At 68.2% G+C, this 16,802-nt stretch carries 12 protein-coding genes and 1 pseudogene; 8 read left to right on the forward strand and 5 right to left on the reverse strand.

The genetic code is table 11. The annotated features are described in order from the left end of the window. The first annotated feature begins 44 nt into the window (after positions 1 to 44). Entirely contained in the window at positions 45 to 1,385 is a 1,341-nt protein-coding gene (locus ABDW31_RS21150) for a Xaa-Pro peptidase family protein (protein WP_184722348.1), read from the forward strand. Here ABDW31_RS21150 and ABDW31_RS21155 read toward each other — a convergent pair. Then, a complete protein-coding gene (locus tag ABDW31_RS21155) occupies positions 1,382 to 2,797 on the reverse strand; it encodes a hypothetical protein (RefSeq protein WP_184722345.1) in 1,416 nt (471 codons plus the stop codon). The genes ABDW31_RS21150 and ABDW31_RS21155 overlap by 4 nt on opposite strands. Positions 2,798 to 3,008: 211 nt before the next feature. Here ABDW31_RS21155 and ABDW31_RS21160 point away from each other — a divergent pair, with 211 nt between their 5' ends. The 3 genes and pseudogenes from ABDW31_RS21160 to ABDW31_RS21170 form a co-directional block, all read left to right on the forward strand. Beyond that, entirely contained in the window at positions 3,009 to 4,802 is a 1,794-nt protein-coding gene (locus tag ABDW31_RS21160) for a methyl-accepting chemotaxis protein (RefSeq protein WP_343699489.1), read from the forward strand. A gap of 75 nt (positions 4,803 to 4,877) precedes the next feature. Continuing rightward, a complete protein-coding gene (locus ABDW31_RS21165; RefSeq protein ID WP_184722339.1) occupies positions 4,878 to 6,077 on the forward strand; it encodes a glycosyltransferase in 1,200 nt (399 codons plus the stop codon). A 16-nt stretch (positions 6,078 to 6,093) separates the two neighbouring features. Further along, positions 6,094 to 6,186 (forward strand): annotated as a pseudogene (locus tag ABDW31_RS21170) (hypothetical protein); the annotation flags it as partial. Here the strand turns inward: ABDW31_RS21170 and ABDW31_RS21175 are convergent. From ABDW31_RS21175 to ABDW31_RS21190, 4 genes are all read right to left on the reverse strand, one after another. Beyond that, positions 6,186 to 8,648 carry a TonB-dependent receptor gene (locus ABDW31_RS21175; RefSeq protein WP_184722336.1) on the reverse strand — a complete coding sequence of 821 codons (2,463 nt, stop codon included), beginning with the start codon at positions 8,646 to 8,648 and terminating at the stop codon, positions 6,186 to 6,188. The pseudogene ABDW31_RS21170 and the gene ABDW31_RS21175 sit on opposite strands and share 1 nt — an antisense overlap. A gap of 35 nt (positions 8,649 to 8,683) precedes the next feature. Then, positions 8,684 to 10,090 carry an amidohydrolase family protein gene (locus ABDW31_RS21180; RefSeq protein ID WP_184722334.1) on the reverse strand — a complete coding sequence of 469 codons (1,407 nt, stop codon included), beginning with the start codon at positions 10,088 to 10,090 and terminating at the stop codon, positions 8,684 to 8,686. A 174-nt stretch (positions 10,091 to 10,264) separates the two neighbouring features. Beyond that, positions 10,265 to 12,163: a CocE/NonD family hydrolase gene (locus ABDW31_RS21185; protein WP_184722331.1), complete on the reverse strand. Its 1,899-nt coding sequence runs from the start codon at positions 12,161 to 12,163 to the stop codon at positions 10,265 to 10,267. Positions 12,164 to 12,320: 157 nt separating this feature from the next. Next, entirely contained in the window at positions 12,321 to 13,097 is a 777-nt protein-coding gene (locus ABDW31_RS21190) for a hypothetical protein (RefSeq protein ID WP_343699490.1), read from the reverse strand. A 405-nt stretch (positions 13,098 to 13,502) separates the two neighbouring features. Here ABDW31_RS21190 and rpsL point away from each other — a divergent pair, with 405 nt between their 5' ends. From rpsL to ABDW31_RS21210, 4 genes are all read left to right on the forward strand, one after another. Continuing rightward, entirely contained in the window at positions 13,503 to 13,874 is a 372-nt protein-coding gene (rpsL, locus tag ABDW31_RS21195; protein WP_004624021.1) for a 30S ribosomal protein S12, read from the forward strand. Positions 13,875 to 13,887: 13 nt separating this feature from the next. After that, complete coding sequence (rpsG, locus tag ABDW31_RS21200; protein WP_058350130.1) at positions 13,888 to 14,361, forward strand: 30S ribosomal protein S7; 474 nt, start codon at positions 13,888 to 13,890, stop codon at positions 14,359 to 14,361. A gap of 113 nt (positions 14,362 to 14,474) precedes the next feature. After that, entirely contained in the window at positions 14,475 to 16,553 is a 2,079-nt protein-coding gene (fusA, locus tag ABDW31_RS21205; RefSeq protein ID WP_184722327.1) for an elongation factor G, read from the forward strand. 123 nt (positions 16,554 to 16,676) lie between these two features. After that, a partial coding sequence (locus ABDW31_RS21210; protein ID WP_343698811.1) for a GTP-binding protein occupies positions 16,677 to 16,802 on the forward strand: 126 nt, incomplete at its 3' end.

A 16,802-nucleotide genomic window follows, 5' to 3' on the forward strand; every position in this document is an offset into this window, starting at 1 on the left:
GCGCGGGCCTGTGCCACCTTCGGGCGAAATCGGGGGAGGCCGACATGCGGATCGATCGACGCAGCCTGTTCATGGGCGCCAGCGCCGCCGCGGCGCTTGGGGGCCTGGCGGTCGCCGCCGGGGCCCAGGTCCTGCCGCCCGCGGGCTACGCCACGCCGGCCGGCACCAGCCCGTTCACGCCCGACGTCTATCGCGCCCGCCGCGCCAAGCTGATGGAGCAGCTGAAGACCGGCGTGGCGGTGATCTATGGCGCCAACGCCGTCGACAGCAGCGCGCCGGTCTCGCCGCCCTTCTTCCAGAACGGCGACTTCGCCTGGCTGACCGGCATCGTCGACGAGCCCGGCGCCATCCTGGTCCTGGCCCCGACCGAGCGGACCGTGAAGGAGTGGCTGCTGCTGCCCTCGCGCGACATCGAGAACGAGCGCTGGAACCAGGAGCGCGTGCCGTTGGGCTCGCTGATCGAGCAGCGCACCGGCGTGCAGCGGGTGATGCGCACCTCGGCCCTGGGCGGGCTGGTCGCGAGCCTGGCCTCGCGCTCCAAGGAGCTGCGGTTCCTGGGGCCGATCGCGTCGGCCAACGCCCCGGTGCCGCCGGCCCTGGAGCTGTACGGCAAGGTCGCCCAGCGGGTGCCGGGCTGCGCCCTGCGCGACGACACCGGCGTGCTGCCGCGCCTGCGCTGCGTGAAGGAGCCGCGCGAGCTGGTCCTGATGCGCAAGGCCATGGACGCCACCCGCGCCGGCCACCTGGCGGCCATGCGCCAGGCGCGTCCGGGCATGCCGGAGAACGAGCTGCGGTTCATCGTCGAAAGCGCCTTCCGCGCCGCCGGCGGCACGGGCCTGGCCTATGACAGCATCGTCGGCTCGGGCCGCAACGCCGCCTCGCTGCACTACGCCACGGCGACCGGCACGGTGCATGGCGGCGAGCTGATCCTGCTGGACGCAGGGGCCTCGGTCGGCGGCTATGCCTGCGACGTCACCCGCACCTTCCCGGCCTCGGGCCGATTCACCCCCGAGCAGAAGGTGCTCTACGATCTGGTGCTGGAGGCCCAGGCCGCCGCCGTGTCGAAGCTGAAGGCCGGGGCCTATCTGGAGGACCTCAGCGAGGCGGCCAAGGCGGTGTTCCGCAAGGCTGGCCGCATCGACGAGTTCACCCACGGCCTGGGCCACTATGTCGGGCTGGACGTCCACGATCCAGGCGACACCACCCTGCCGATCCCGGCCGGTTCGGTGATCACCATGGAGCCGGGCCTCTATCTGCAGTCGGCCAACTACGGCATCCGCATCGAGGACCTGTACCTGGTCACCGAGACCGGCGCCGAGCGGCTGTCGGTCGGCGTGCCGCGCACGACCGACGAGATCGAGGCGTTCATGGCGGCCCGAACCTAAGGCGCTGACGTCACCCGCTGGTGGACGATGGCGTAGCGGTCGGCATAGAGCCGCTTCCACTGCGGATCGGCGTCCAGCAGTTTCACGCTGCCTTCCTCGGGGCCGAAGATCGTCCAGGCGATGCGCTGTTTCTCGAGCAGCGCCTTCAGCCGCGCGGGATCGGGCTCGACGGCCTGGAAATAGGCCTCGGTGAAGGCGTCGCCGTACATGTCGGCGCGGCCGTCGATATAGGGCCGCACGCCCTTGGCGATCAGATAGCCGCCCAGGCCATAGCCATTCAGCACTGGCTGCGCAGCCAGCTCCGCCGGCACGTGGGCCAGGGCGGTGACCGGGCTGGTGGGGCCGTCGACGCGCTGGACCGGCAGGGCCACGCGCAGGCCTAGCAGCAGCACGGCCGCGACCGCGAACCCGGCCAGCAGGGCGCGGGCAGGGCGGACGGCCTCGCGGGCATGGCCCAGGGCCTGACCAACCGGCGCGGCCAGGATCAGCGGCGCCAGCACCGCCAGCACCAGCTGGTGCCGCACGTGCTGCAGCGACATGTAGAACATCGCCAGCAGCAGCAGCAGCCGCACCGGCGGCACGCGCACGCCGCGTCCCAGGCAGACATACAGCGTGACCAGCAGGGCGATGGCGAAGGCCGACAGCTGCGAGAAGTCCTCGGACCGCCACTCGACGATGTGCGGCAGGATCTTCATGCCCATCAGGCTGAAGGGGTGGATGATCCCGGCCGGGCCCAGCGGGGTGATCATGGCGCAGGCGACGCTGGCCAGGCCGAACAGGCCCCAGCCGCGGATGACCTTGATCCGATCCGCATTCGGCGCGGTCAGAGCCTCCAGCCCGAAGGCGCCGGCGACCACGAAGGCCAGGACATAGCTGCCGTGCAGATTGGCCCAGGCGGTCATCAGCAGGGCGAAGACCAGGCGCGGCGGCCGGTCGGCGTCGCGGGCGGCCAGCATCTCGATGGTCCAGGCGGTCATCAGCGGCAGCATGAACAGCTGCGGCCGGGCCAGCAGGCTCTCGCTCATGCAGGCCAGGGCCATGGCCGTCGCAGTGATCAGGGTCAAGCCCGACAGGTCCAGCGACAGCCGCCGCACCAGCATCCAGGCCGCGGCCCCGACGGCCAGGGCGAACAGGGCCAGGGTCCCGCTCCAGCCGGCCAGGGCGTGGCCCAGCGCCATCAGCCATTCCGACAGCCACTCATGCGCCACCCACGGCGCGCCGGCCATGGTGAAGGAGAAGGGGTCGTGGGTCGGGACGCGACCGTGGGCCAGGATCCACTGGCCGGTGGCCAGGTGCCAGTAGCTGTCGCCGTCGTTCAGGACCGGGGGCGCGAACAGGATCAGGGCCAGCATGACCAGGCCGGCGATCAGCGGCGTCACGGCGCGAGCGCTCTGAATCTTGTTGTGGGTCACCTGTCCCTCCCCTTGCCTGCGTGACTAAGCCTGAAGGTGAGAACGAAGTGTTGAGGGCTCGAAACGGCGAGTAAAAGCCCGATATGGGTATTGACTACCGCTGGGCGTGTAAAACTTATCCACAAATACGCTTTTAAAACAGCGTTATTAATCAGCGCTTTAACTATATGACGCTAGGGAAACTTTTGATCCAGATCAAAAGCGGAAACCCATGCGCGCCAGCATCTCCACCAAGGTCTGCCTGACCATCGCCGCCGCCTTCGTCGTCCTGACCCTCGCGGTCCTGGGCATCGTGGCCAAAAGCTCCCTCGATTTCGCCCGCCAGCAGGCGACGGCGGCGCAGGAGTCCAGCATGCGCGTGGCCTGGGACGTGATCGGCCAGCGCGGCCAGCCGTTCCGGATCGAGGGCGACAAGCTGATGGTCGGCGACCATGTGGTGAACGGCGACTTGAAGGGCGTCGACCTGGTCAAGACCCTGGTCGGCGGCACCGCCACCGTCTTCATGGGCGACACCCGGGTGACCACCAACGTCACCAAGGAAGACGGCTCGCGCGCCGTCGGCACCCCGCTGGCCAAGGGGCCGGTCTATGACGCCGTCCTGGGCCGTGGTGAGCCCTATCGCGGCGAGGCCAAGATCCTGGGCAAGCCGTTCTTCGTCGCCTACGACCCGATCAAGAACGCCGCCGGCCAGGTGATCGGCGTGATGTATGTCGGCGTGCCGCAGTCGGACTTCTTCGCCCCCGTGTATCGTCAGCTGACCCTGCTGGCTCTGGCCTGCGTGCTGGTCGGTGCGGCCGGTGGCGGCGCCTCGGTGCTGATGACCCGCCGCCAGCTGTCGCCGCTGGGCACGCTGCGCAACGCCATGGGCCGGCTGATGGGCGGCGACCTCAGCGTCTCCCTGCCGTTCGCCGGCCGCGCCGACGACATCGGCCTGATGGCCGACGCCGTGCACCGTTTCCGCGACGAAGCCCTGGAAAAGAACCGCATCGCCGCCGACGCCGCCGCGCATCGTGAGGCCACCGAGGCCGAGCGCGACGCCGCCAGCGCCGCCGGCGCCCGCCGCGCCGCCGAACAGGCCAAGGTCGTGCAGGGTCTGGCCCTGGGCCTGGACCGCCTGTCGGCCGGCGACCTGACCGTGCGCCTGTCCGAGCCGTTCGCCCACGACTACGAAGGTCTGCGCGCCGACTTCAACCAGGCCGTCGAGCGTCTGGAAGGGGCCATGGCCGCCGTCATCTCGGCCGTGTCGGGCCTGAACGCCGGGGCCGGCGGCATCGCCACGGCCGCCGACGACCTGTCGCGCCGCAGCGAGCAGCAGGCCGCCAGCCTGGAAGAGACCGCCGCCGCCCTCGACGAGATCACCGCCACCGTGCGACGCACGGCCGACGGCGCCAAGGAAGCCCACCGCGCCGTCAGCGACGCTCAGGCCGAGGCCGGCCGCTCGCGCGACGTGGTCGCCGCGGCCGTCGAAGCCATCGGCGGCATCGAGGCCTCGTCTCGCCAGGTCGCCCAGATCATCGGCGTCATCGACGAGATCGCCTTCCAGACCAACCTTCTGGCCCTCAACGCCGGCGTCGAGGCCGCCCGCGCGGGCGAGGCCGGTCGCGGCTTCGCGGTCGTGGCTCAGGAAGTGCGGGGCCTGGCCCAGCGCTCGGCCGAGGCCGCCAAGGAGATCAAGATCCACATCGGCGACAGCGAGCGCCAGGTCAGCTCGGGCGTGTCGCTGGTCGGCGCGGCGGGCGAGACCCTGCAGCGCATCGCCGGCCAGGTCGGGGCGATCAGCAGCGTGATCACCGAGATCGCCGCCTCGGCCCAGGAGCAGTCGGCGGGCCTCAGCCAGGTCAACATCGCCGTCAACCAGATGGACCAGGCGACCCAGCACAACACCGCCATGGCCAGCCGCTCGGCCGCCTCCAGCCAGTCGCTGCGCGACGAAGCCACGGGCCTCGCCCAGCTGATCCAGCACTTCAAGGTGGGTCAAGGCGCCGCTCTCCGCCGCGCGGCGTAGGGCGCTCAACGCCTCGCAAGCCTTCGTTAACCACGTTCGCGCACGGTTCCCGCCGGCAAATCAGCGGGGGAGCCGATGCGCGCCGTCTTTATCAAGGGTCCGTCGCAGTACGATGCGACCCGGCTGTTCTCCGACCAGCTGGCGGCCGCGTTCGCGGGGCGGGGGCATGAGGCGGTGGTGGTCGACGCCTTGGCCGAGGACGATCTGGGCGCGGCCCTGGCGCGGGTCGCTGCCGAGGGCCAGGCCGACCTAGTGCACACCTATTTCTGCCTGGGCGATGCAAGGGCCCTGATCGGGCGGTCGCTGGGCGAGATCTTCGGCGCGCCGCACGTGCTGCACCATGTCGACCATCCGCTGAGCCACTTGGCCCAGCTGGAGGCGACGCCGGCCGACACCGCGATCCTGACCGTCGATCCCACCCATGTGGAGGCCGTGCGCGCGACGATGGGCGCCGACCGTTTCGCCCACCTGGCCTTCATGCCGCACGCCGGCGTCGGGGCCCCGGTCGAGCTGGACGCCGACATCGACGCCTATATCCCCGCCCGCCCGATCCCGATCCTGTTCGCCGGCACCTTCTATGGCGAGCGCCCCACGCCGTGGGCCGAGGAGGGGGCGGGCGTGCGCGCCGTCTTCGATCGCGCGCTGGACGTGGCGCTGGCCGCCGAGTTCATCCCCGCCCTGGAGGCCCTGGACCAGGTGCTGCGCGGCGTGGGCGAGGACCCGGCCGATCCGCGCTATGCCCGCCTGCGCCTCTATTCCACCTGGGTGCACGAGCAGGTGCGCCATGTGCGTCGCCAGCGTCTGCTGGACGCGGCCGGGGCGGCGGGGCTGCCGGTGTTCTGCGTCGGGGCCGGCTATGAGGGCTGGATCGAGCGCCACAAGAGCTTCCGCCTGGGCCCGGCCATGGGGCTGGACGACGTCTCGGCCCTGATGCGGCGGGCGCGGGTGGTGCTGAACGTCAACGCAAACTTCGGCCGGGGCTCGCACGAGCGGCCGCTGACCGCGATGCTGGCCGGGGCGGCGGTGGCCACCGACGGCGCCTGGTGGACCGAGCGCTTCGTCGACGGCCGCGAGGCCCTGCTGTGGCGCTGGACCGACCTGGACGCGGGCCTGTCGCGCCTGGCGGCCCTGGCCAATGACCCCGAAGCCGCCTGGCGGATGGGGGCGGCGGGTCAGGCCAAGGCGGCGGCGTCGCACCGCTTCGACCACCGGGTGGACGGGGTGATCGCCGCCGCGCGGGCTGCGCGCGACGGCGTTGAGGCTTCGGCAGCCTAGAGCCTGTCCGTTTCTGATGGAAACATCAGAAACGGATAAACAGGCTCCCATTCAAACATTTAGAGCGTGGCAAACGCCAAAACCGCTCACACTTTTGGCTGCCACGCTCTAGAAGTCGATCGAGACCCGGCCGTAGTAGTAGCCGCCGTAGACGCCGAACGGCGAGTTGCCGCCGAACGGGGCGAAGCCGTTGGTATCGGGCACGGTGTTGCGGTCCGGATAGACGTCGAACAGGTTGTTGGCTCCGATCGCCAGGGTGACGCGGTCGTTGACCGTGTAGCCGACCTCGAGATCGGTCAGCCACTTGGCGCCGTAGTGCTGGTCGGACGTGACGACGTTGTTCTGGCTGTCGAAGGCGCCGTAGCGGCTTTCGCGCAGGTTCACGCGCCAGCGGTCCTTGGTCCATTCGGCGCCCAGCAGCAGCTTGGTGCGCGGCGTGGACACCGTCACCGAGCCGCGCTGCTGGCGGTCGAACAGGGTCAGGCCCAGGCCCGCCAGCTGGGTCGGATTGGCGGCGATGCCGGCGATCCGCGTCTTGTTCCAGTTGAAGCCCAGGGTGAAGCGGGCGCGGCCCAGCTCGCCCAGGTCGCGGGCATAGGCGCCGACCAGATCCAGGCCCGTGGTGTTGGTGTCGATGGCGTTGGCGAAGTAGCGCACCGAAAGGTTCGACGGCAGGCCGTTGCGGGTCAGGATCTGGCTGACGCCGGTCCCCGACAGCAGGCCGGTGAGGGCGATGCGGTCGCGCAGCTCGATGCGGTAGCCGTCCAGGGTGATCGACAGGCCGGGCAGCGGCGTTAGGGCAAGGCCGACGCTGTAGTTGGTCGAGGTCTCGGGTGTCAGCGGCTTGGCGCCCAGGGCCTGGCCGACGGCGGACTCGGGCCGCACCGTCTTGGACTCTACGAACGTGAAGGCGCCATTGACGATATTGGCCTGGTTGGAGGTCTGGGCGTAGCCCTGCTGCGACAGCGAGGGGGCGCGGAAGCCGTTGCTGACCGTGGCGCGCAGGGCCACCGCGTCGCTGAACTCGTAACGGGCCGACAGCTTGCCGCTCCACACGTCGCCGGCGGCGTCGTCATAGTCCTCGTAGCGGCCGGCGGCGGCCACGAAGAACTTGTCGGTCACGTCCAGGCTGAGGTCGAGATAGGCCGCATAGTTGGCGCGCGAGATATTGGCCTCGTCCGAGGGATCCAGCACCACGGCGCCTTGCGCGCCGACGGTCGCCGCGCGGCCGGCCAGGTTGCCGTAACCCGCCGGATAGACGTAGCCGCCCGCCCGGTAGGCGTCGATATCGCCGACGCGGGTGCGATAGCGCTCCCAGCGGTATTCGCCGCCGGCCGCCACGGTCAGGTCGCGGCCGCCCAGCACCTGGAACTGGCGGCTGACGTCCAGATTGGTCGTCCACTGCTCGAAGCTGGAGGTGAAGGTGTGGAAGCTGGTCGGGCTTGCCGGACCCAGCGAGGCGTTCAGCGTGTTGCTGGAGCCGTGCTCGACGCGGTTGCGGCCATAGGTCGTCGACAGGTCAAGGTTCCAGCCGGCGGCCAGCCACTTGGCGCCCGCGGTCGTCTGATAGTCGACCTCGTCCAGGGTGTAGTTGGGGGCGAAGCCGTCCGGATAGATCTGCAGCAGGTTCTGGTTGCTGTTGGGGCGGCGGAAGCCCTGGCCGACCACGGCGTCGCGGAAGCTGAGCGTCGCGGCGCTATAGACGTCGACCTCGCCGAACGCCTGGCCGGCATTGGCCGACAGGCTGGCCGACTTGGTCTTGGGCAGGCCGCCGCGGTACAGCTGATAGCGGTTGGCGGTCAGCTCGCGCGGATCGGGCGCGCCGCCGGCGAGCGGGAAGTAGAGCTGGCCGGTGGTGTTGCTGCCGCGCAGGGCGTCGTTCTGGGTCTTGGCGTCCAGGGCCAGGGTCAGATAGCCGTCCTCGCCCAGCTTGAAGCCGTGCCAGATGTCGGCCTGGACGGTCTCGCCGTCCGAGACGCCGTTATAGCTATAGCGCTCGCCGGCGTTGACGTTCAGGCGGCCGCCGTCAGTGTTCTTCTTCAGGATGATGTTGATGACGCCGGCGATGGCGTCCGAGCCGTACTGGGCTGCGGCCCCGTCGCGCAGCACCTCGATGCGGGCGATGGCGCTGGTCGGGATCAGATCCAGGTCGACCGGGTTGCCGCCGTTCGACAGGTTGCCGGTGTTGAGGTTGGTCAGCGAGCTGTTGTGGCGACGCTTGCCGTCGACCAGCACCAGCACGTGGACGCCGCCCAGGCCGCGCAGGCCGGCCGGACGCGCCAGGCTGTCCCACGACGACGAGCCGACGGTCTGGGCCTGGAACGACGGGATCAGCTGGGTCAGGGCGTCGCGCAGCGGGGCCGCGCCGCCCATCTTCACCAGCTGCTCGCCGCTGATCACGTCGATCGGCGCGACGCTGGAGACGACTGTGCGGGCCTGGCCGCGATTACCGGTGACGACGACTTCGGAGACGTCGCTGGCGTCTTGGGCCCCAACATTCTGGGCGAGGGCGGGCGCGGCGGTGGCGAGCGTTGCCAGGCTGGCGAACAGCAGCAGGGTGGTCTTGGACATGGTCGATCTCTGAAACGGGAAACTTGGAATGGCGGTCAGCGCGTCTCGGCCGGCGGCGAGGGCTTGGCGAGCGGCGCGGAGATGTGGCGGGGCGTGACGACCTGTCCGCCCTGGACCCAGGGGCGGCCGTCCTTGAACACCCGGTCGATGCGGGCCAGGTCGTCGAGGTTTTCGTCGGGGCGGCCGTCGACGACGATGACGTCGGCCAGCTTGCCGGCCTGCAGCACGCCCAGCTTGTCGTCCATGGCCAGGATCTGGGCGTTGGTGCGGGTGGCGGCGATCAGGGCCTGCGGGACGGTGTATCCGCCCTTCACGAACCACTTCAGCTCGGCGATGTACGGGTTGGGCGTCATGGTGTTGACGCGGCCGATGGTGTCGGTGCCCACGCCCATGACCACGCCGGCCGCCTTCAGCTTCTTGAAGACGTCGAAGTTGGACTGGCTGGTCATGGTGAAGCGGCGCGAGGTCGAGCCGTAGAAGCCGCCCGAGGTGTCCAGCACGTTCTGATAGACCTGCAGGGTCGGCACCGAGGCCGTCTTCTTGCGGCCCATGGCGGTGATCACGGCGTCGGTGCGGGGCAGGGGGTGCTCGATGATGTCGACCCCGGCGGCGACCGCGCGGTCGATATACAGGGTCTCGCAGTCGCAGGTGACCGGCAGGCCCAGGGTGTGGGCCTCGTCCACAGCGGCGGCGACCTCGTCGGCCGAGAAGTGGCTGGCGATCTTGATGACCGCCGCGCCCTGCTTGAAGGCTTCGCGCACCGCGCCGCGCCAGGCGTCGGCGCCGTCGCGCTCCCACTGATAGGCCGGGCCGTGGTTGGGGGTGATCGGCCGCTCGGTGGCGTGGCCGCCGGTGCCGGTGATGATGTGTCCGGCGGCGAAGACGCGCGGGGCCGGGATCTGGCCGGCGGCGCTCCACTGGGCCAGCTGGAATGGCGCGTTCAGCACCCCGCCCAGATCGCGCACCGAGGTGAAGCCCGACTCCAGGAACCAGCGCAGATTGCGCGCGCCGCGCAGGACGCCCGAGCCCTCGGTCGCCTGCTCGTCGATCGGGGTGTCGGGGTCGGGATAGGTCATGTGGACGTGCAGGTCGATCAGGCCCGGCATCACCGTCTTGCCGGTCACGTCGATGACCTCGGCGTCGGCGGTCCAGTCCGCGGACTCTGGCGGCAGCACGGCCTTGATGGTCCGGCCCTCGATGACGACGGTGGCCGGATAGGCTGTCTCGCTGAGGGAATCGAAGACCCGCCCGCCCTTCAGCACCGTCTGGGTCTGGCGCGCGGCGACCGGGCGACGCGGGATGCGCTGGGGATCGTCGGAGGTCAGCACCGACGGCGGCAGCACCGTGTCGCGCGTCTGGCGCGGAGTCTGGGCGGCGGCCGGTTGGCTCAGCACGGCCAGGGTCGCGATCTGGGCCAGGATCAGGGCAGGGGACTTGAGCATCGGGATCTCCTTGCGCGGCGATCGCCGTCGCCCAGGAATTTCGCGATCCCCTATCGGTGCAATGGGGTTTGTCGCGGCGCCAGAAAACCTGAGGCCCGCATTAGTGTGACCCGGTTTACCGTTCGCCGAACAGGGTCCCGCCACCCACGGTGAGTAGGGTGGCGGGCCTGGGTTCTATTTCGCCACCACCGGCAGCTCGATGTACGATTCCTCGCCAGCGGCGTGGTGAACCGCGTTGCGGGCCGTGACGAAGGCGGTGTCCTTCTCGTTGTCGCCACCGGTGTTCAGGTTGCGGGTGAACTTCGGGAAGTTCGACGAGGTGACCTCCACCCGGATGCGGTGGCCGGGCAGGAAGGTGTTGCTGGTGGTGATCGGGGTCGGCTTCAGGGTCGCGACCTCGCCCGCGGTCAGCATCTTGGGCTTGTCGAACCCGTCGCGGTAGCGAGCCCGCAGGATGGTGTCGCCCAGGATATAGGCCGTGCCGTCCGGCGCGACGTCGACCAGCTTGACGGCGAAGTCGGTGTCCTTGGCGTCGGACGACACCTTCAGCACGGCGCGCACGAAGCCGCTGACCTCGACCGGGGCGGTCAGGGGATCGCTGGTGTAGACGAGCACGTCGTCGCGGGCCTCGATCACCCGCTGGTCGAAGGCCCCGGCCGTGACCAAGCCGCCGTTGCAGCAGTCGCCGCCGCCGATGGTCTGCACCGGATTGGCGGGATCATAGACGTATCGGTCGGGCTGCTCGCCGGCGGCGGGCGCGGCGGCCAGCAGGCGACCGTCGCCGGCGGCGCTGTTGGCCTTGCCGCTGGAGCGGAAATAGAGCCGCATCGGCTTGGCGCCCTCCGGCGGCCATTGGGCCGACTGCTTCCAGCTGTTCTCGCCCATGGCGTAGTAGCGCACCGGCGGGGTGTTGGCCGGGAAGGCGGCCTTGTCGCCCTTCACCCACCGATCGAAGAAGGCGTAGACCTCCTTGTCGGCGTCGAAGTCGACCGTGCCCATCGGCCGGTCGCCCGAGGTGTAGGGCGCCTGCAGGGTCTTAGCGTTGAACGTGCAGTGGGTGCCGGGTGTGACCACGGCGTACTGGTTGGCGCTGGCCTCCTTGTCGGAGTTCACCGTCCGGGCGTGGTTGAACAGCGCCAGGTTCGGGCCGATCGACACATCGTACCACGAGTTGAACCACAGGGCCGGAACGCCCCAGCCCTTGTCGTCGTGATAGAGCCCGCCCTTGCGCCAGGCGGGATCGGCCGGACCGTCGCGGGCGATCAGCTCATCGAACGTGCCCTTCGGCTCGCCCAGGTCCTGCAGCAGGTTGGCCACCGGCAGCTTGCGGATCTGGCTGGGCCAGCTGACCTCGGGCTTCTTGGGCGCCAGGTCGTTGTACTTGGCCAGGCGGGCGATGGTCTTGGAGTCCAGGTCCTTGGGCAGCTGCGGGTTCAGCGGATTGTCGACCCCGTACAGCCAGACGAAGAACAGGGTGCGCGGCACGCCGCCGGTGTACCAGTTGCCCTGCTCCTGGAACTCGCCGACCTTGCCGATGCCCGCGCCCGAGGCCATCGGGATCATCGCCGCGTGGGCCGGGTGGTTCTGGGCGGCCAGGGCCAGCTGCCACTCGGCCGAGGACGAGCAGCCCAGCGTGCCGACCTTGCCGTTCGACCAGGGCTGCTTGGCGATCCAGGTCAGGGTGTCGTAGCCGTCGGTCTGGGGCTTGCCCAGGATCTCCCACTCGCCCTCGGAGTGGAAACGGCCGCGCTCATTCTGCAGCACCAGGGCGTAGCCGTGCTTGATGGCGTTCAGGGCGTCGCGAGCGGCGCGCGGCTTGTAGGCCAGCTCGTTGTAGGGGGTCTTGATCAGGATGGTCGGCAGCGGGCCCTTGGCGCCCTTGGGCCGGTAGACGTTGGTAGCCAGCCGCACGCCGTCGCGCATGGGCGCCATCTGATACATGTCGACATCGGCCTTCTGCGCCAGTTCGCGCTCCAGCGCGGCGTCGGAAAACTGCGAATAGTCCTGGGCCCCCGCCGTCGACGTCATCGTCGACAGAACCAGGGCCGTGCACAGGCCAGCCGTAAAGCGCATGGCGTTTCCTCTCCCTCAGCAGAACACCACAATAACAATCGCTCATCCTCGCGAAAGCGGGGACCCAAGCTGGGGCTGAGCAAGGGTTCGGATGGCGATCGATCCGGAAAGTCCGCTTGGGTCCCCGCTTTCGCGGGGATGAGCGTGTTTGCAGCCGCTAGCGCTGCCCCGCCTTCTTCTGCAGGTCCAGGAAGCGTTGGGCGCGTTCGGCCGAGTCCTTCTCGCGGCGGATCTGGTCGGTGACCGACTTGCGCTCGCGGCCCAGGCCGTCCTGCTGAGCGCCCAGCACGAAGGGGATCTCCTTCATCGTGCCGGGCTGATCCTTGCTGCGATGGTCGACGCCCGGACCCATCGGGGCGTCGAGATAGTCGCGATAGGCGCGCTGGGCCGCGCCCTGCGCTTCCAAGGCCTGGCGCTTTTGGGCGGTCATGCCTGACAGCGGATCGCCCTTGGGATTGGCCGCGCCGAAGCGCTCGTCGCACCTCTCGCGCTCGCGGCGGTTCAGGCCCACGGCGTCGGCGCTGACGCAGCCGGTGTAGCTGTTGCGCAGCGCCGTACGCAGGTCGCCGCCCTCGCCGGGCAGGGGCGCGGGGCGGATGGCGGTCCCCGGCTTGGCGATCCGGGCCGAGGGGACCTGCAGCACCGGCGCCCCGGCGGGCGCGGGCCGGGCCGGCGGGCGGACCTGGAAGGGCAGGGTAGGCGTCGCCGGCGCGACGGGGGCGGCCTCCGACGGGGCGGGACGCGGCGGCGGGACCTCGACGGGGACCGGCCGATCCAGCTCGACGATCATGGTCGGCAGCTCGTCGGCGATCATGTTGCGCGGGATGGTGGGCAGGGCCAGCCAGGCCAGCAGGGCCACGTGCAGCAGCAGCGACCCAGCGAGAATCGCCGCCCGCTTCCGGTCACGCCCGCCGATCCTCACCCTAACGCTCACCCGTCCTCCCGCGGCGACTTGTCTTCGCTGCGCCGATATCCCACATGGCGAGGCTGGCGGCGTAGACAAGACACGTTCCCCGCCGTTGACGCTGCACAGCTTCCGGTGGCGAAAACTTGACCGCAATAGAGGCCTTAAGCCGTCGTTAACCGACGCAGGAACAGGCGATTGACTGTCGCCCGCTTCGCGAGTACATACCGCGCTCTTTTTCGAGGCGTGCGTTCGCGTGCGTTCTGATGAGCTTTCTTCCCTCGGGAGGAAAAACCCGCTGGTGTGCTTCCCGCGCCCCGGCGAGTTTCGTGTTTATCGGGTCTCCAAGCGGAGCCTTGAACCAAGAACAACAAGAGACAAGGACCTGAAGCGCCCCGGCCGAAAGGCACACGCTTCCATCAGAGCAGAGACTTAATGCCTACCATTAACCAGCTCATCCGTAAGCCGCGCTCTCCGAAGCCGGTGCGGAACAAGGTGCCGGCCCTGAAGGGCTGCCCCCAACGTCGCGGCGTTTGCACGCGCGTCTACACCACGACCCCGAAGAAGCCGAACTCGGCGCTTCGTAAGGTCGCCAAGGTCCGTCTGACCACCGGCATCGAAGCCGTGTGCTACATTCCGGGCGAAGGCCACAACCTGCAGGAGCACTCGGTGGTGCTCATCCGCGGCGGCCGCGTCAAGGACTTGCCCGGTGTCCGTTACCACATCCTGCGCGGCGTCCTGGATACCCAAGGTGTCAAGGATCGTAAGCAACGTCGTTCGCTCTACGGCGCGAAGCGTCCGAAGTAAGGAATAGAAGAAGATGTCCCGCCGCCGTCGCGCCGAGAAACGCCAAGTCCTGCCGGACCCCAAGTTTGGGGACCTGATTGTCACGAAGTTCATGAACTACGTGATGTACGAGGGCAAAAAAGCCGTCGCCGAAAACATCATCTATGGTGCTTTCGACATCCTGGAAGCCAAGCGCAAGGACCAAGGTCCGCTTGAGACCTTCCACTCCGCTCTGGACAACGTCGCTCCGGCGATCGAAGTCCGTTCGCGCCGCGTCGGCGGCGCCACCTATCAGGTGCCCGTCGAAGTCCGTCCGGACCGTCGCCGCGCCCTGGCCATCCGCTGGCTGGTGACCGCTGCGCGCAAGCGCGGTGAGAACACCATGACCGAAAAGCTGGCCGGTGAGCTGCTCGACGCTTCGAACAACCGCGGCACCGCCGTGAAGAAGCGCGAAGACACCCACAAGATGGCTGAAGCCAACCGGGCGTTCTCACACTACCGCTGGTAAGCTTTCTTACCAGCACTCTTTCAGGCGCGGGCGGTTTGCGATAAACCGCCCGCGCCGCACGTTTAAATCAGGTCGCGTCCGTCAGGATACGCCCGCCTTGCAGAGCTCTCGCTATGGCCCGTACGCATAAAATCGAAGACTACCGCAACTTCGGCATCATGGCCCACATCGACGCGGGCAAGACGACGACGACCGAGCGGATCCTGTATTACACCGGTAAGTCGCACAAGATCGGCGAAGTCCACGATGGCGCCGCGACCATGGACTGGATGGAGCAGGAGCAAGAGCGCGGCATCACCATCACGTCGGCCGCGACGACCGCTTTCTGGGCCGAAAAGCGCCTGAACATCATCGACACCCCCGGGCACGTCGACTTCACGATTGAAGTCGAGCGCTCGCTGCGCGTCCTCGACGGCGCCGTGACGGTGCTGGACGGCAACGCCGGCGTCGAGCCGCAGACCGAAACCGTCTGGCGCCAGGCCGACAAGTACAAGGTTCCGCGGATCGTCTTCGTCAACAAGATGGACAAGATCGGCGCTGACTTCGACAAGTCGGTGGAATCGATCCGCGACCGTCTGGGCGCCAAGGCTGTTCCGATCCAATTCCCGATCGGTTCGGAATCGGCTCTGAAGGGCCTGGTCGACCTGGTCCGCATGAAGGCCGTGGTTTGGGACAACGATGGCCTGGGCGCGACCTATCGCGACGAGGAAATCCCCGCCGACCTGATGGACAAGGCCGTGGAAGCCCGCGCCTACCTGGTCGAGAACGCCGTCGAACTCGACGACGAAGCCATGGAAGCCTATCTGGGCGGCGAAGAGCCCTCGGAAGCCGTCATCAAGAAGTGCCTGCGTAAGGCCGTTCTGACCGGCGCCTTCTATCCGATCCTCTGCGGCTCGGCCTTCAAGAACAAGGGCGTCCAGCCCCTGCTCGACGCCGTCGTCGACTACCTGCCGTCGCCGGTGGACATCCCCGCGACCAAGGGCATCGACTTCAAGACCGAAGAAGAAGTCACCCGTAAGGCTTCGGACGAAGAGCCCCTGTCGGTTCTGGCGTTCAAGATCATGGACGACCCCTTCGTCGGTTCGCTGACCTTCTGCCGCATCTATTCGGGCAAGCTGGAAACCGGCATGACCCTGCTGAACTCGACGCGCGACAAGCGCGAGCGCGTCGGCCGCATGCTGCTGATGCACTCGAACAACCGCGAAGACATCAAGGAAGCCTATGCCGGCGACATCGTCGCCCTGGCTGGCCTGAAGGAAACCCGCACGGGTGACACCCTGTGCGATCCGCTGAAGTCGCCGGTCATCCTGGAGCGCATGGAATTCCCGGCTCCGGTTATCGAAATCGCCGTCGAACCCAAGTCGAAGGCTGACCAGGAAAAGCTGGGCGTCGCCCTGCAAAAGCTGGCCGCTGAAGATCCGTCCTTCACCGTCTCGACCGACTTCGAGTCGGGCCAGACGATCCTGAAGGGCATGGGCGAGCTGCACCTGGACATCAAGATCGACATCCTGAAGCGGACCTACAAGGTCGAAGCCAACATCGGCGCGCCGCAGGTTGCCTATCGTGAATCGCTGGGCCGCAAGGTCGACATCGACTACACGCACAAGAAGCAGACCGGTGGTACGGGCCAGTTCGCCCGCGTCATGCTGACCTTCGAACCGGGCGAGCCGGGTTCGGGCTTCGTGTTCGAAAACGCGATCGTCGGCGGCGCTGTGCCGAAGGAATACATCCCCGGCGTCCAGAAGGGCCTGGAATCGGTCAAGGACAACGGCCTGCTGGCTGGCTTCCCGCTGATCGACTTCAAGGCGACCCTGACCGACGGCAAGTTCCACGACGTCGACTCCTCGGTCCTGGCCTTCGAAATCGCCTCGCGCGCCGCCTTCAAGGAACTGCGCGACAAGGGCAACCCGAAGCTGCTCGAGCCGATCATGAAGGTCGAGGTCGTGACCCCGGAAGAGTACCTGGGTTCGGTCATCGGCGACCTGAACAGCCGTCGCGGCATGATCCAAGGTCAAGACATGCGCGGCAACGCGACGGTCGTGAACGCCTTCGTCCCGCTGGCCAACATGTTCGGCTACGTGAACACCCTGCGGGGCATGTCGCAAGGCCGCGCCCAGTTCAGCATGGTCTACGACCACTACGATCCGGTGCCGCAACACGTCGCCGACGAAGTGATCAAGAAGTACGCCTAAGCTTTCCGTTTCGGAAAAGCCTAGACGCAGGATTGAAAGGGGTTCAAAGGAGCCCCTTTCGCCCGACCCCAGAAGTCCAACCTATTTTGATAAAGGCCCCTCTGGGGTCCTGGAGCTAAGAAGATGGCCAAGGAAAAGTTCGAACGCACTAAGCCGCACTGCAACATCGGCACCATCGGTCACGTTGACCATGGCAAGACGACGCTGACGGCCGCGATCACGATCACGCTGGCGAAGTCGGGCGGCGCG

Origin of the sequence: Caulobacter sp. (assembly GCF_039596335.1) — a bacterium.
Lineage (GTDB): Bacteria > Pseudomonadota > Alphaproteobacteria > Caulobacterales > Caulobacteraceae > Caulobacter.

Coding starts and splice junctions, on each gene's coding strand:
- ABDW31_RS21185 (WP_184722331.1), bottom strand. CDS start 12,163: ATGCGCTTTACGGCTGGCCTGTGCACGGCCCTGGTTCTGTCGACGATG.
- rpsG (WP_058350130.1), top strand. CDS start 13,888: ATGTCCCGCCGCCGTCGCGCCGAGAAACGCCAAGTCCTGCCGGACCCC.
- fusA (WP_184722327.1), top strand. CDS start 14,475: ATGGCCCGTACGCATAAAATCGAAGACTACCGCAACTTCGGCATCATG.
- ABDW31_RS21150 (WP_184722348.1), top strand. CDS start 45: ATGCGGATCGATCGACGCAGCCTGTTCATGGGCGCCAGCGCCGCCGCG.
- ABDW31_RS21165 (WP_184722339.1), top strand. CDS start 4,878: ATGCGCGCCGTCTTTATCAAGGGTCCGTCGCAGTACGATGCGACCCGG.
- rpsL (WP_004624021.1), top strand. CDS start 13,503: ATGCCTACCATTAACCAGCTCATCCGTAAGCCGCGCTCTCCGAAGCCG.
- ABDW31_RS21180 (WP_184722334.1), bottom strand. CDS start 10,090: ATGCTCAAGTCCCCTGCCCTGATCCTGGCCCAGATCGCGACCCTGGCC.
- ABDW31_RS21175 (WP_184722336.1), bottom strand. CDS start 8,648: ATGTCCAAGACCACCCTGCTGCTGTTCGCCAGCCTGGCAACGCTCGCC.
- ABDW31_RS21160 (WP_343699489.1), top strand. CDS start 3,009: ATGCGCGCCAGCATCTCCACCAAGGTCTGCCTGACCATCGCCGCCGCC.